The sequence below is a fragment of the Ruegeria sp. HKCCA5763 genome (assembly GCF_013034545.1).
Lineage (GTDB): Bacteria > Pseudomonadota > Alphaproteobacteria > Rhodobacterales > Rhodobacteraceae > Ruegeria.
Genome location: NZ_WQGF01000012.1, coordinates 1 through 14858, shown reverse-complemented (window position 1 = coordinate 14858; position 14858 = coordinate 1). Strand labels below are relative to the sequence as shown.

11 protein-coding genes are annotated in these 14858 nt (G+C 51.2%); 8 read left to right on the top strand and 3 right to left on the bottom strand.

Annotation, left to right across the window (positions count from 1 at the left end; genetic code table 11):
- Positions 1 to 25 precede the first annotated feature (25 nt).
- Positions 26 to 865, top strand: a complete 840-nt coding sequence (locus GOV89_RS18175) for an alpha/beta fold hydrolase (RefSeq protein ID WP_171180974.1) — start codon at positions 26 to 28, stop codon at positions 863 to 865.
- A gap of 183 nt (positions 866 to 1048) precedes the next feature.
- The gene (locus GOV89_RS18170) at positions 1049 to 2569 is read left to right on the top strand and encodes a sulfatase-like hydrolase/transferase (RefSeq protein ID WP_171238779.1); all 1521 of its coding nucleotides are present in this window, start codon (positions 1049 to 1051) and stop codon (positions 2567 to 2569) included.
- A gap of 554 nt (positions 2570 to 3123) precedes the next feature.
- Here the strand turns inward: GOV89_RS18170 and GOV89_RS18165 are convergent.
- Together GOV89_RS18165 and GOV89_RS18160 are read right to left on the bottom strand one after the other, a co-directional pair.
- Complete coding sequence (locus GOV89_RS18165; protein ID WP_171238778.1) at positions 3124 to 3918, bottom strand: DUF3299 domain-containing protein; 795 nt, start codon at positions 3916 to 3918, stop codon at positions 3124 to 3126.
- The gene (locus tag GOV89_RS18160) at positions 3915 to 5759 is read right to left on the bottom strand and encodes an amidohydrolase (protein WP_171178912.1); all 1845 of its coding nucleotides are present in this window, start codon (positions 5757 to 5759) and stop codon (positions 3915 to 3917) included. Before GOV89_RS18160 ends, GOV89_RS18165 begins: the two co-directional genes overlap by 4 nt.
- A 135-nt stretch (positions 5760 to 5894) precedes the next feature.
- On the opposite strand from GOV89_RS18160, the gene GOV89_RS23010 reads away from it, so the two are divergent.
- The 6 genes from GOV89_RS23010 (at position 5895) to GOV89_RS18130 (ending at position 13265) form a co-directional block, all read left to right on the top strand.
- Positions 5895 to 6800, top strand: coding sequence for an AraC family transcriptional regulator (locus GOV89_RS23010; RefSeq protein WP_171238777.1), 906 nt, complete (start codon positions 5895 to 5897; stop codon positions 6798 to 6800).
- Positions 6801 to 6964: 164 nt separating this feature from the next.
- Positions 6965 to 7906 (top strand): helix-turn-helix domain-containing protein, encoded by a 942-nt coding sequence (locus GOV89_RS18150; RefSeq protein WP_171178908.1) that lies wholly within the window; start codon positions 6965 to 6967, stop codon positions 7904 to 7906.
- A 270-nt stretch (positions 7907 to 8176) separates the two neighbouring features.
- A complete protein-coding gene (locus GOV89_RS18145) occupies positions 8177 to 9010 on the top strand; it encodes a hypothetical protein (RefSeq protein WP_171238776.1) in 834 nt (277 codons plus the stop codon).
- A 451-nt stretch (positions 9011 to 9461) separates the two neighbouring features.
- Entirely contained in the window at positions 9462 to 10796 is a 1335-nt protein-coding gene (locus GOV89_RS18140; protein ID WP_171238775.1) for a serine hydrolase, read from the top strand.
- 306 nt (positions 10797 to 11102) lie between these two features.
- Positions 11103 to 11840: a hypothetical protein gene (locus GOV89_RS18135; protein ID WP_171178901.1), complete on the top strand. Its 738-nt coding sequence runs from the start codon at positions 11103 to 11105 to the stop codon at positions 11838 to 11840.
- Between the two features lie 339 nt (positions 11841 to 12179).
- Entirely contained in the window at positions 12180 to 13265 is a 1086-nt protein-coding gene (locus GOV89_RS18130) for a BamA/TamA family outer membrane protein (protein WP_171178898.1), read from the top strand.
- Between the two features lie 493 nt (positions 13266 to 13758).
- On the opposite strand, the gene GOV89_RS18125 is transcribed toward GOV89_RS18130, so the two are convergent.
- Positions 13759 to 14556 (bottom strand): hypothetical protein, encoded by a 798-nt coding sequence (locus GOV89_RS18125; protein ID WP_171238774.1) that lies wholly within the window; start codon positions 14554 to 14556, stop codon positions 13759 to 13761.
- Positions 14557 to 14858: the final 302 nt, after the last annotated feature.

Below are 14858 nucleotides of genomic sequence, written 5' to 3'. Positions count from 1 at the left end.
CTCCGACCAAGACAGGACCATTCGAATGCCCGAGTTTCAAACACCTGATGGGATAGCGCTGTACTACGAGGCAACCGGAACAGGTGCACCGATTGTATTTGTGCACGAATTCGGCGGCGATTACCGCAGTTGGTATCGGCAGGTCTCGGACCTGTCGGAGTCCTTTTGCTGCATCACCTACTCGGCGCGTGGGTTTCATCCCTCTGCGATCCCCTCAGACCGCGCGCAATATGGGCAGGCGCAATCAACCGGTGATCTTTTGGCGTTGTTCGATCATCTGGGTCTGGACGCCGCGCATCTTGTCGGAACCTCGATGGGCAGTTTCACCAGCCTGGACTTTTCCCTGAACCACCCCCAACGCGTCCTGAGCGTGACGCTGGTTGGTAACAGCTCTGGACCCCGCGATCCGGGCGAACAGGAAAACTATCGAAGAACCTGGGTCGGGCACGAAATTCAGCTGCGTAAAGACCGGGGAGGAGACGGAGCCGTCGCGGTGCTGGAAAATGATGCCGCCTATCAAGGCTTTCAGAAAAACGACCCCGATGGTTGGGCGACATATTCTGCAAACCTGCGCGGTCAGTCTGCCGAAGGGGCTGTGCATGTGTTATCTACCCTGCATTGGAACCGGCGTTCCCTTTTTGACGACAGCGCTCGGCTGCAGGCTTTCAAAACGCCTGTCATGCTCGTGACCGGGGATGACGATTATTATCTGGTCGGTGAAACAAATGCATTCTTGAAGGACACCCTTACCAAGGTCAGATGGCATCGTTTTCCGGCGACAGGTCATTTGGTCAATATCGAACGGTCAGACGCGTTCAACCGCTTGCTGGCCGAGTTTATCGAGGAGCCGTCACACGAAAGCTGATCCTTACCGGTTGCTGGAATGCGGCCCGATCTGCAGCGGTCTCGTGAAAACCAGGAGGCATTTTGAGGAAGTGCAACGCCCCAAACCGGGCGACTAAATTTGGCGCCAATGCGGACCAAGCTTGACCCAACATACAATTGGAACGACCGTCCTGTGCGACACCTTGCATGAAAGGGCATCCCCATGAGCAGCCATATTCGGCAAGAAGAAAGAACGCAGCGCCGTGATCGTTCGAACATGCTGATCATCATCTCGGACGAGCATCGAAAGGACGCGATGGGATGTGCGGGACACCCTATCGTCAAAACGCCCAATCTTGACGCTTTGGCCGCGCGTGGCACGCATTTTACCAATGCTTACACGCCCTCGCCCATGTGTGTTCCAACCCGCGCGGCGATCGCAACCGGTGATCATGTTCACAAGACCCGGTATTGGGACAGTGCATCGCCCTATGATGGCCGCATCCGAAGCTGGATGCGTCATTTGCGGGATCAAGGGGTGAAGACCGTTTCCATCGGCAAGCTGCACTTTCGTTCGGCCGAAGATGACAACGGTTTCTCGGAAGAACTCCTTCCCATGCATGTTGTGGGCGGCGTCGGATGGACGATTGGCCTCCTCCGCGAAACCCCGCAACCCTACGATGCGGCGGCAGAGTTGGCCGCAGATGTCGGCATTGGGAACAGCACTTATACCGACTATGACCGCGAGATAACCAAAGCTGCCGAAGCGTGGTTGCAGAACACGGCGGACCCGGATCAACCTTGGGCCGCATTTATCTCGCTGGTCAGCCCGCACTATCCGCTGACATGCCCGGAAGAGTTTTACACCATTTATGATCCTGCGCGGATTGACCTACCCGTCGGATACGAGAACCGTTTTCGCCCAGAACACAGAGAGTTACGGAATTTGGCGGGCTTTTTCGACTACGAAAAGTACTTTGACGAACAAAGGATGCGCGAAGCCAAGGCTGCTTATTATGGCCTGACCAGTTTCATGGACGATTGCGTCGGTCGCATTTTGAAGGCGTTAGAGGCAAGCGGTCAGGCCGAAGACACAGTTGTCATCTATGTCTCGGACCACGGGGACATGATGGGTGATCAGGGTTTCTGGACCAAACAAGTGATGTACGAACAATCCGCAGGGGTCCCAATGATCCTTGCATGGCCTGGCGTGCCAAAGGGGCGCAAGGTGGCCACCGGAACCTCGTTGATCGATCTGGCGGCCACTGCGCTCGACGCCACAGCAGTATCCCAAGACGAAATCAGCCGCGCTTTGCCCGGTGTTTCCCTGCGCCAACTGGCCCGTGAGCCTGACGATCCAGACCGCACCATTTTAAGCGAGTACCATGATGGCGGGTCAACCACCGGAACGTTCATGGTGCGGTGGCAGCAATGGAAGTATGTCCATTATGTCGGCCATGATCCGCAGCTTTTCGATCTTGCAACCGACCCGAACGAACTCCGGGATCTTGTCGCCCTGCAATCAGATGGCGCCTTTGCACTGGCTGCTCTTGCCGAAGGTGAACGCCGGTTACGAGAAATTTGCGATCCCGATGCTGTCAACGCACTATGTTTTGCCGATCAAAAAGCGAGGATTGAAGAACTGGGCGGAGAGGAAGCTTGTCGGACGGCTTATTGCTTCAATCACACGCCGACCCCGAGCGAGCAGGAGAAGATGCGTCAAGCAAGCGCCCTGAGAACCTGATTTGGCTTTTTCCGAGGATATTCCGTTTTTGCGGATATTCTTTGCCGAACCAGGGGTTCAACCGGCGTTTGACAGAGCCTGATGGAACTTAATTTGACCGCGTTACGTTTGTGTTATGGGTTTGACGCGTTTAGAATGGTCTGTTGTTAGATATTCTGACGCTGTTTACGTGATTAGGGTTTGCACCTCTGAGCTTCGGGTTACGAGGCTGACGGTGTTTGATCGTTAAGCAATTGATCCGGTGGATTTTTTGTAGATCGACCGGGCTGTTTGGATTTTGGTTGCGGGGAGAGGATTTGACCTTTGCCGAACGTCAACGAAACTCCTTTTCTAGAGAAGCCCATCGGAGCGGTCTTTTGCTACACTATAAACAGACTGTTTTCCGCAAATGACCGCTGTGACCGTTATAACTAGCGGTTATGAAACCGGATCAAATTTTGCAACAAGTCCATAGAGGTAACTGGTCTCAGGGCGGAAGGTCTTACTCACCGGCAGCCGCAATTGGTTGGGCATTTCGGAAAAGTTCGAGCATATATAGGGCCTTACGATCGCATTCACCACGCGGTGTAGAGCTCCACGGCTTTGGCAGTGAGACTATAATGCGCCTCGATGTTCGAAGCACCGTCGTAAAACACAACGTTGCTTTTGCTATCTTCAGCTACCAGCTCTCCCTCAATCCAGAAAGCGTCGAAAATCGAGCTAAAAGCGAGGCCCTGCGGGTAGTTCACGTGTACAATCTGGTTTGCAGGTGGGGTTGGTGTGTGAACGCAGGCCCCTGCGACAGGCACGAACAGAAATTCGGTCACTTTTGTCTCATCAAAAGCAAGCGGGACGACATAACCCGGGAGGCGGATAAACTGTCCGAGAATTTCCGGATTAGGGCCGCGTCCCGCACGGCCATTCTGCCTAATAATCTTACGGCGCATTTTCATCAGGCCTTCAACATCGACATTATGCATAGAGAGGAGTTTCAGGGCAGCTTCGTGGCGTTTTATGAATGCCGAGTTTTCGCGCTCGCGCGGCGATGAAGTACGCCATTCGACGTGGGTACGCATTGCATCGAGCAAAAAAGGAGGCAGGTCAGCAAAGGGGGTTTCGCTCAAAACATGCGGCGGTTGCAGATCTCGCCAACCGATAACACGACCCCCCGCCGACATGCTATGCGGCGGAGCACCGATCGGTGCTCTCGTTAAAATAGGCGGCGCAGCAAGCGGATCTAACGGAACTCCAAAGTTTTGTTGGCCTGCAATCGCGCGCTGCCGTGCCTTCTCGACGCTTTGCGCCGATACTGGAGAAGTTATAAGGCCGAACAGCGCGACCATCGCCAGCGCATACGCGACTTTCATCATCCCTCAGACACCCTTACGCTGGTGACCGCCACGCCACGGCGTAGTTTTTCGTCGTCACCTTCTTCCCAGACCGGCTCTGTCAGCTCTTTGTCCGGTTCGCCGTCACGATCAATGTCGTAGACCAACTCACCGCCCATATAGGTCTGCAGCACTTCGATCTTATGAAAATCGAAGATATTCTCTAGGGCCTGCTTCCGGATGTCGCGGTCAAGCACAATGATATCCGCAAGCTTGCCTTCCTCAAGACTACCTAACACATCGCCGCGATCCTGAAGGCGCGCACTGCCCAGTGTTGAGCCATGGATAACCTCATCAAAGGTCAATGGCTCTCCGGGCATTACAAGACCGCCGGGTGTTCCCATCGCCTGCCTTGTCATGCCGATCTCCATACCTTCCCACGGTGAAAACACCGGCGAGGTTGGTGCGTCAGGCCCAAATCCGTACTCCATGAACTCGGTCACGAGCTTGAACTGGTACATGCGCTCCAAAACCTCTTTCGGCAGGTTCTGGCTGGTGACATTGAGGAAGTATTCCTCGGTCGGATCAGCCCAGTGAAGTTGAAGCTGTCCGGAAACTCCAAGCCGGGACATGCGCCGCGCGTTGTCGATCGACAAATGGTCGACATGGGTGAAAATTTGGGGGATGTCGTCGCGCACGGGTTCGCCAGTTTCATGTGCAAATTCCAGCGCGTCGAGCGAGCGGCGGATCCCTGCATTCCCTTCAACATGGAGCATCAGGGTAAAATTGCGCTCTGTCAGAGCGTCAAAAATCTCTGCAAGATTGTCTGGATGGAAGTTCATATCTGGCCTTGTGCCGTCCAAATACGGGCCTTCCATGTAGGCGAAGCGCCCCGGCGTTCCATCGATGGCGAATTTGACAGTGTTCGCATGGAGAATGCTGGAGTCAACGCCTGCATCCTCGACGGCGGCCCGCCGCATCTCCAATTGTTCGATCATTGCGGTATCACCCTCAGGCGTGCCGGTGCCCCAGAACACCATTGCCAACTCGTGCCTGAGTGTTAATTCACCTTTTTGCGCCAGACGGACGTAGACGTCATCCGCACCCTCCTTGGACCCGGCAGCAGCCTCCGTCGCTCCTGTAACCCCAACCGCGTTGAGAACGCGGGCGGCGCCACGGATCGCTGCTTCCTGTTTCTCGAAGGAATAGAGTTTATGCTGCTCGACGAAACCAGTCGAAAGATGCGCTTTCTCCTGCAAAAGACCAGAGGGTTCATCACCTGCTTCGTTAAGCGGCATGTAGCCGCCTTTCGGTGGCTCCCAATCGGCAGTGATCCCAAGGTATTCCAGGGCTTTCGTCGAATACCAGCCGTTATGTTGAGTATTGTCCGAGATCAATGCAGGACGCCCCCCCACGATTTCGTCCAGTTCCTCCTTAGTTGGGTTCTGGAAATGCGCATCTGACCAACCGCCCCCGATAACCCATTCATCCGGCGCAAGTGTCGATGCATATTCCCGGATGACTTCGACCACCTCTTCGCGTGTTGCATCGTTGTATTTGAACAGGTTGAGCATGACGAAATGCGTTTGTCCGAAGATGCGCGTGTGCAAATGCGTGTCGATGATACCAGCCATGATGGTGTTTGTGCCCGCGTCCACGATTTGGGCATCTGGGCCTGCAAGCTCTCGGCAACTATCGTCTGTGCGCACGCAAATGATGGTATCACCTTCTACCGCGACCGATTTCGCAAGCGGCATTTCGACGTTGGACGTGACAATGTTCTCGCTCAGAAAAATCGTATCAGCGCTCTGCGCTTGGACCATGTTCGACACAGCCAAGAACATTGTGCTGGAAAGGATCAACGTCTTGGAAAAAAAAGTCATTTGCGTATAGCCTTGTGCTGCAGTTCTCTCAAAAGTCTAAGTCCACTGTTTGCACCCTGTCGATCCACTTTGTGCCACGAGCAATTTAAACTGCGAATGATTGACCTTTTTGGTGCAGGCATCAGATCAGGAGGAATGAAACTGAAGACACATATCTCCTATCAGATTGAGGAGTTGCAGTTCGGCGAAGACTGGAGCGTTGACATGCTTCAGCTTTCCGCAGGGCCGTTGTTGCACCGCTACAGCACAGTCGATCTCGGACAAGTCATAGTGGAATACATCCAATGCGCAGCCTCGGTTCAGGTGCGCGACATACACAATGTACCCTTTTTATCGTTCGGAATTGTCACAGAAGGCGAAGGCAGTCCCCGGTTTTTGGGCCACCCATTGGAGCGCGGGGATACAATTGTCTGGCGTCCTGGAGATCGCTTTGACTACGAATATGTAATGCCTGAGAATTTTTCCGGGTTCGTGGTTATGGTCTCAAAAGAAACCGCCGAACAGCGCGGCTGGTCTATGTCGCCTGCCCGTTTCATGAAAGCCTCTGCTGACGGCTTCAACGCATTGAAAGCCCTGAGCGACAAACTCGTCCAAAGCACAATGTTGAGACAGCCGCACATCGCCTTCGCGTTCCTGAACGCGTTAGAGCAAGCTTTTGGCGCGCAGCTTTTCAAGGATAGCAAACGCTCACCAGACGATGACGCTTCGGATGTTTTTAAGATCGTGGCCCATGCCCGTCGTCATATCTCCGGACTTGGGCCGGAGGAGTTCGATAACGTGGACGAGGTGGCGCGGGTCATCGGTTTGAACCGCCGCAGCTTGTATCGCGCATTTCGAATTTGGCCGGGTATTGGACCTGCGCGCTATTCGCGCGTGTTGCGATTGGCCGCCGCGCGTCGAGACTTGCTTGCGCGTTCTCAAGTCGAGAGTAGTGTGTTGCAGATCGCTCTCGACAATGGCTTTCGCCATACAGGCAGGTTCGCAGCTGAGTACCGGGACTTCTTTTGTGAGAACCCGGCTGAAACGCTGCGGCGAAGTTAGTTAGGAGGATACGCGTCGACTTTTTTCTTCGCAACAGTACGAATGCAGAGGGCAGATTACCCCGTGACGGAACCGGTCTTGCAAATGTAGACACTCTGACCTGCAACGTCGGCTATGGAAGAGGCGGGGTCGTGTCCATGTTCGATTATTGAGGTGCCTGGCGCATGAGAGCAACTAAATGGATGGTAGATCAGGAGTTTTCTTTTCTTCAGGAAACTGACGCAGCAATGGGTGGTTGGAACATTGAAGCCGTCCAACTCAAACCCGGTATAACAAACTCCAAGTTGCAGATCGTTCGCGCAGCGGACCTTCAAATCATGCTAAATGAAGAATCTCATCCTTGCCACGTAAACTGGACCCATGACGGCGAAACAACAAGCTTTGCGTTCTATCGCCCGAATAGCGAAAATGAGATTTGGTGTGGCCTACCTGTAGAAGCGGATGATGCTTTGATTACGTCCTCCGGTCGCGACCATTCAAGCCTGACACCAGCTTGCCTTAGTTCGATTTTTGTGACCTTCGAGACCAACCTGCTAGACCGCTACGGGGTCCAAGAACTTTGTCGAATTGACTCGGCGCAGAATACGACAAACGGAATTGCAAAGCTTGGGACGACTGGACGGCGTTTAAGGAAGTTGCTGTTCAGCCTTTTTGACCAACCGCGTCTTTGGGATCAATTTTCACCCGATGATCTCCAAGATCACATCATGTTTTCGCTAGGTGACATGCTTTGCAAAAACAGCGAGAAGTCAAAGGATTTCGCGAACCTGAAAAGTGCCGCCACTTGGAAGACTGTTGCACGAGCCTTGGAAGCGATAAGTAGTTCACAGCAGTTCTTGAGTTCTCGACAGCTTGCGGATGCGATTTGCGTTAGCCCTAGACTGTTATACCTGTCTTTCCAACAAGAGCTTGGAGTTTCTCCAACAAAATTTATGCGCTTTCGAAGGCTTCAGAACGCACGGTTCGAATTGGCGATGAGCAGCAGTCAGAGCACTTTGATCAAGCAAGTGGCAAGCAAACATGGGTTTCGCGACTTTGGGCGCTTCTCTGAGTATTATAAACGACAATATGGCGAGTTGCCGAGCGACACACTGAGAAAACGGTAAGATATTGGACGGCTATTCTGTTCTGGGTTTTCAACTGGTTCTCCACCTCCTCACGTGCCCCAAAACCACGGTCACAACTGGAAGAGCAAATTGAGCGAGATTTGCACAATTTGCGTATCCAATCCGTTCGATATCTTGAAGGCGACACGGCATAGTTAAACAAAAATGAATGTTAATTTTGATAGAGGACTTGTGCGCTGGCGGATCGCATTGCAGCCTTGAGACAGAAGACTTTTGGTAAATCAGTATTCTAGGGACGGAAAATTGAAGATGAAAAAGAAATTGTCACATCTCGTTATTGGTGCGCTGACATACAGCTTTCTGCCTGTGATGGTTCAAGCTCAAGACGCCGGCTGCGATGCAGCATGCGAAGCGGCCCGAAAAGCCGCCAACCCCCTCGCTGACATTCGCGCGATCATGACCGACAACACGGTGGCATTCAGAACGGGCACAGATGAGGAAGACAGTTATAACTTCCAGATTCAACCAGTCTACGCGGTTCCACTTGACGGCGCCAACCTGGTGCTAAGGGGCATTATCCCAATTCAAGGTGTTGCACCGGGTGCAGTTCTACCGCCCGGCATAGGTGAACCTACCCAAAACTCCGATCTCGAATGGGGTATAGGTGATTCAACGGTTCAAGCGTTTTACGCACCGACACCTTCGGGCAATATTTCTCTCGGCTATGGGCTACAAGTATCTCTACCAACCCACACCGACGACGCGCTTCAGGGCGCGGGTTGGGGGGCGGGTCCGGCCTTCGTGATATTTGGTCAGGCAGGAGATTTGTCCTGGGGTGGTGTTCTTGCTCATATGTGGGGGGAGAGCGACTTCAACACGACTATACTACAGCCGATCCTGATCTACGGCCTTGGTGGAGGTTGGTATTTCGGATATAATAATGTGATATCATATAATTGGAATGCTTCTAACAATGACGAGGCCTGGTTAGTGCCACTGGGCCTAACTGTCGGCAAAACTATCATAACCAACGACGAAAAGGGTACCGCATTGGACCTGAGCGCTGGTTACTACGACGTTACCCAGTCTCCCACAGGTGGGCCAAACAGACAGTTCAAGTTTGGCATCTCTTTTTTCTTCTGAACGAAACAAGCACGTTGAGGAGCAAAAAGTCTTGGCCGATACGATTTCGAACTATGACGTTACCACGATACTGAACCCCCGCATTTGGGTTAGCTACACGACCTCACTTTCGATGCGATGGTCGGAAACACACTCTTAATCAGCATCGAGCATCGTTCAAACTGATGGAATGTCCCAAGAGTGAAAAGTGAAGTTCGCTCTTGGCCCCTCCGGAATTTAAGCAGTGGGCGGAAATGGATGTCTGAGAACTCAAGTGATTTAACTGTGCAGTACTGGGGTTGAGTAGTGTTTGGACAGTAGGGTTTACAATTTCGTTGGTTGACGTGCTGTCGTTTTGCGCAATTTGCGTACTCAAAAAGCTACGACTTGTTTGGTCACGGGTTCATATTCGGTGCAGAACTTGATGAATACAATCAAATGATTAGTCACGCAGGAAACAAGGGAGAACTACATGGCCACCAACACGAAGCTACCAATCGCCAGAATTGGTAAGGTCGCAGCAGTGTTCTGCGTTGCCGTTTTGGCTTCGGCAGTTACGGCTGATGCGGAAGGTAATCCCTACGCTACTGCCGACGAACTTGGTCTGATGAAAGGCTTTCCACCGCCAGAAGACAAGCGCGTGAACCGAACAAACGGGCTGTTTGGCGTTCCTTACAACCGTTGGTCCTACCAGCATATGCGCGAGTTGTTTCCAACCGCCAATATTCCCGCGTCACTATCGCCCCTACCTGTAAAGGTGAACATTGACAGTGGAATTGAACGCCTGACCTACAAACGGGAAGATGGGTCCGAAGTAGATTTCGATACATACCTAAAAGAAACCTATACCGATGCTTTTGTCGTTATCCATGGCGACCGCATCGTATATGAGCGGTACTTGAACGGTATGAGCCCGAACCGGCCTCATCAAATGATGTCCGTCACGAAGTCGTTCGCTGGAATGTTTGGTCTCATGGCTGTTGCAAATGGTTCTCTAAGCGAAGAAGACCCAGTAACCAAATACGTCCCCGAGTTGCAAAGTTCCGGTGCATTTGGAGATGCGACGTTTGAGCAGGTCGAAGACATGACAGCGTCTTTGGATTTTTCAGAAGACTATGCTGACCCGAACTCAGGAATTACACAATATTCTAAGGTCCTTGGGTTAAGGGAAGCTCCTGCCGACGAAATACCCGCTGACAGTATTTACTCTTACCTTGCAACGCTGCCAAAGGACGAAGCTCACGAACAGGGTGATGTGTTTCACTATCAGACGCCAAAAACAGATGTCGTGAATTGGGTGACAAATCGTGCGACCGGTCGCTCATTTCAGGATGAACTTACGGATCTTTGGTCGAAAATTGGTGCAGAAGGCGAAACATATGTACTTCTGGACAAGAATGGGACGCTTTTTGCAGGTGGCGGCTTAAACGCGACGCCACGAAACCTCGCACGATTTGCAATAATGATGCTAAATGACGGAATGGTTGGAGCCGAACAGGTTGTTCCGAAGGAAGTTATCCAAAAGCTCTCGGACGGTGCCGACAGAGACAAGTTCTCAAATGGTCCAGATGCTAAGGGCGTCATGGGCGGAGGGGATTGGAGTTACCGCGCACAATGGTGGGTGCGTCATACGCCAGGCAAAGAGTCGTTCAATGCCATCGGGGTAAATGGGCAGTGGATTTACATCGACGTTGAGCGTGGCGTGGCAATTGTCAAACAAAGCTCGCAGCCGGAGGCTTCTACAAACTACTATGACGAATACAATATCAATGCCTATGACGCGATAATTGGTTATCTTGCACAATAGCGGCGACTACCTCGTTGTTGCGGCGCACGTGAAAGCGTGCGCCATAATCATTAGAGGACGATCAATCACTGAGTGGCATGACCCGCAGCAAAAAGAGGTTAAAGGTTCTTGCTAGTCGCGGACGCCTCTTTGGTTCGCGGTTCCGTCGCACAATCTCAGGTTTGTCAAACGTATATACGCGTGTAGAAACCGGTAAATGGCCACAGGGCAGTGGGGCATCTTTTACACTCGGCTCCTCTGAAGTCTAAGTTAAGGACATGAATGGATGTCTAAGAAACCTATTGATGTGAGTGAGTGGTGCCGGGAATGAGTAGTATTTGGGCGGTAGGAATACCTATTTTATTGGTTGATGTAGCAAACCCCGTCCTACTCGTCGCAATTGCATATGCTCTTACAAGGAGCCGTCCGATTGCAAAAAGCTACGCACTCATCTTAGGCCATACACTTGCCTACTTTCTGATGGGCATTTTAATCGTTTACGGATTTGTCTACTTTGTGATGGGCAGTTTAATCGCCACCGGACTTGCGGAACTTTTCGCTCCGGTGGTGGACTTCGTCGTCAAAGGTTTCGTGGACCCAACGCGCATCAACTTCGTCATCGGCTTTGTTCTGGGGCTGGTTTTGCTCGGCTTCGCTGTGAGGATGAGCACAAGTGCACAAATTGAAAAGCAATCTACAAGATCTGAAGTCAGCGAGCAGAAAGAAGGTTTGTTTCCATCTTTCATGATGGGAGTAACAATTTGCGTTTTGAGTATGCCGTTTTCTGTACCGTATTTCGGCTTAATCAATGAGTTGTTCAGCTTCAATGTTGAATCTAAGGCTCTAGGTTTGCTGATCTACAACCTTTTGTATGCGCTACCATATATGCTGATTCCATTTGCATATGCTGTCGTGGGGCAGTCCATTGTAGCCAAACTGGAAGCGTTCATCACGTTCATAGGCAGCACCGCATCATGGTTCATCCCACTGCTGTTCGGCGTCTTGGGCTTGGCTTTCATCGCTGACGCAATCAAGTATTTTCTCACTGGTTCCGGTTTGGTTTGATGCCAATCCTTCCGTTCACCAATGGGCTTTCACTATTCAGATGTTCCATTTTTTCGTTGACTGAACTTCTGAAAAGCTGCTCCCGCCGTTCGGCAGAATGTCTACCTTGCTCTCAATTCAGCTCAGTACGCTGTCATGATCAGCCTGATTTGTATGCGAGAAAATCCGGCTTAGATGATTATTAGCGAGTCACAGGACCTGCATTGAGCGTTCCCAACCGATAAGCTGGACAAGGCTGTCAGCTGCTTGCTACTCTTATTGTGGTGAAAGTAAAACGTCCAGATTAGCTTTCAAGACTGAGTATCTACTAAGTGCCAAACTTTTCACGAAACCTATTCAATGAGTAAACCTCGCACTTCTTTGGCCGGTTTTTGCGCAGTTGCGATGTTCTGCACTGCGTTTGGAGCGAGCGCGGAAGGCACTGATGACAATGCGAACCAGGACAACAGTGAACTGGGATTCAAAAATGGTTCTTTTGTTGGTGTTCCCATCCCGATTAACGACCCGACTTTCGGTGCTGGGCTAGTTTTGGGTGTTGGATACCTTTTTCAAAGCGACGAAGGATCAAAAACCTCGTCTTTAGGTGCAGCCCTCGCAGGGACGAACAAGGAAAGCTACGCAATCGGGCTAGGTGGTGGTTTGTCTCTCGACAACAATCGCCACAACGTTGAGTTCATACTCGCATATGGAGATCTAAAATACGATTTGTTCCTGATTAATGACTCGATAAACGTCTCGCAGCAGGGCCTCGCGTTCCAAGGCGCGTATCGCTACAGCTTTACGGATACTTTTTCAGCAGGTGCATCGTTGCAGTATCTGAACACCGTTGTTTCAGGTGTAGACGGCTTCGTGTTGCCCCCTGAAGTTGCCGAACTCTCAGACACTGCGCTAGCAACAGTAGGCCTTGTCGCGAAATGGGATACTCGTGACGATACGTTTTACCCGGTTAGCGGGAACAAAGTGGATCTGGCACTGACCTACTCAAACGATGTTCAAAACGGGGATCTGTCCTATTACGGACTGAAGCTAAGCTACGACAAGTTTTGGCCCGTTAGCAATGAATCAGCTATCGCCTTCAGAGCAACGGCTTGCGAAAAAAGCGACCGCACTCCTTTCTTCGACAGTTGCCTTCTAGGTTCTGAAATAAGGGGTTTTCCATTGTTTGATGTTTATGGAAACTCGATGCTGACCGCGCAAGCTGAATATCGAGGAAGACTTTCTAAGCGATTTGGATACGTCGCATTTGCTGGTGGTGGCGAAGTGCAAAAGAACAGTATTTCTGTCGATAGTGGCTTCCGCTACGCTGGCGGTGTTGGTTTGCGCTACCGAGTAACAAAAAAACACAAACTGGATTTTTCGATAGATGCGGCGGTCAACGACGACGGAGACCAGTTTCTATATTTCTATGTTGGCCAAAGATTTTAAGTCACCTTTTTTGAAACCGGCAACTATTCTTCTACAAATTACAGACGTTTCAATACCGACTGCGCGTTCTGTTTAGGTATTGACCAAGACGTTTTAGGGACTCCCATTCCAGTAGACCTACTGGGTTGAACATTTCATTCTCCAGCCGACAAGCACATAAACTTGCTGATGTTTCTACACTATTTTTCTGGTTTACGTCTGTTGTGTGCCGTGTACAGAACTCAGTTTCTCATACGTAGTAGTGGTCCAAGTCTAATTGGAGCATTCAAGTGCAACGGTCCAGCGCGCGCCATAAACGTTGAAACATTGACACGATAGGTTCCAGACCCACAGATCCTGTGTTTCGGGCAACTGGCACCAGACGAGTTTTGTTAGATGTCCAATCCGAGCCCAAATTGTTTTTCTTCGCAACAAGTCCGCCGCAAACATCGCCAGAAGGATCTAAATTCGAAGTGTTCCTCTTGTGGCGAGGCTGGGAAAACTGCGGATCATTTCACGAGAAGTCTTTAAGAGCTCTGTGCCAAAGGCTGCCAGGCTCTGGACCCTCGATATGTTCATTGGACTTTTTATGGATATGCAAACCGATGTGGCAAGGATCATCGTAAAAGAATTGCCAGGGAACGTCGCGAAAAACGTCAAAATTCTTCGCGTCAGACCAATGATAGAAAGTCGCTGGTGGTTGTGCACGACCATAAAGGTCGTATCTTTTTGCAAGCTGCCGGAAGGCCTCGTTGCCGTAGATCGTAATCCCAAGGTCCGAAGCGGAATAGGACGTTCCGGTCAGGCGATACCACATTGGACGCAAAATGCGGCGTTTAAATTCAAGCCAGTCTGGCACCAGATTATCCTGCTCAAGTAGACGCTCATATTCTCCAATAATCGGGTTTCCGGGGGGAAGGTAGAAAACAGATGCGCCGATTCCGCCGGATACCTCTCGCACGAAATAGACGTCATCTGAAGGATATTCAAAGGGGCGAAACATCAACACATCACTATCAAGCCACAAACCTCCGCCAGCCCGTTGCAGAAAGACCCTGAAAAAATCACTGAATTGAACAGTTGGCAGCCAGGTAGCTTGATCTTTTTTCGCCACAGGCACCAGCCGCTGGACTAAAGCCCTATCAAGTACTTCGTTGCCGTCCCTGATTTCGACGCCAGGCGGTGCATTCGGAATGTCCCCATAGGTGTATAAGGTGACAGGCATATCTGTGGCGAGCATTGACGATATACATACCCGGTCAACTAACCTCAAAGGGCCGTCGAACCACATTGTGGCCAGCTTGTTCGCCATTTTTTGTTTTCCTTAAGCCTGATAAAAGTAGCTTTCCAAAGGATAATCTACAACCGGACCTGGTGTCTTGTACTAACCGATTTTATTGTTGGATGTTGTGGTCAAGGCTTGGTCCAAATAACAGCCGCTCGTCAGATCGGAACGAAGAGCCGCTCCGAGCCATTTCTTGTTCCCCCTTCTCGGCAAAAGTAGTGGCCCAACTCTAGGGGGCAAAGACACCGTGGCATCCAAATGAGTTAACCCATACTAGGCTCAGGACCCATTGATTTCCGTTTGGTTGCGTGATTCACGGGCCGAAAAAC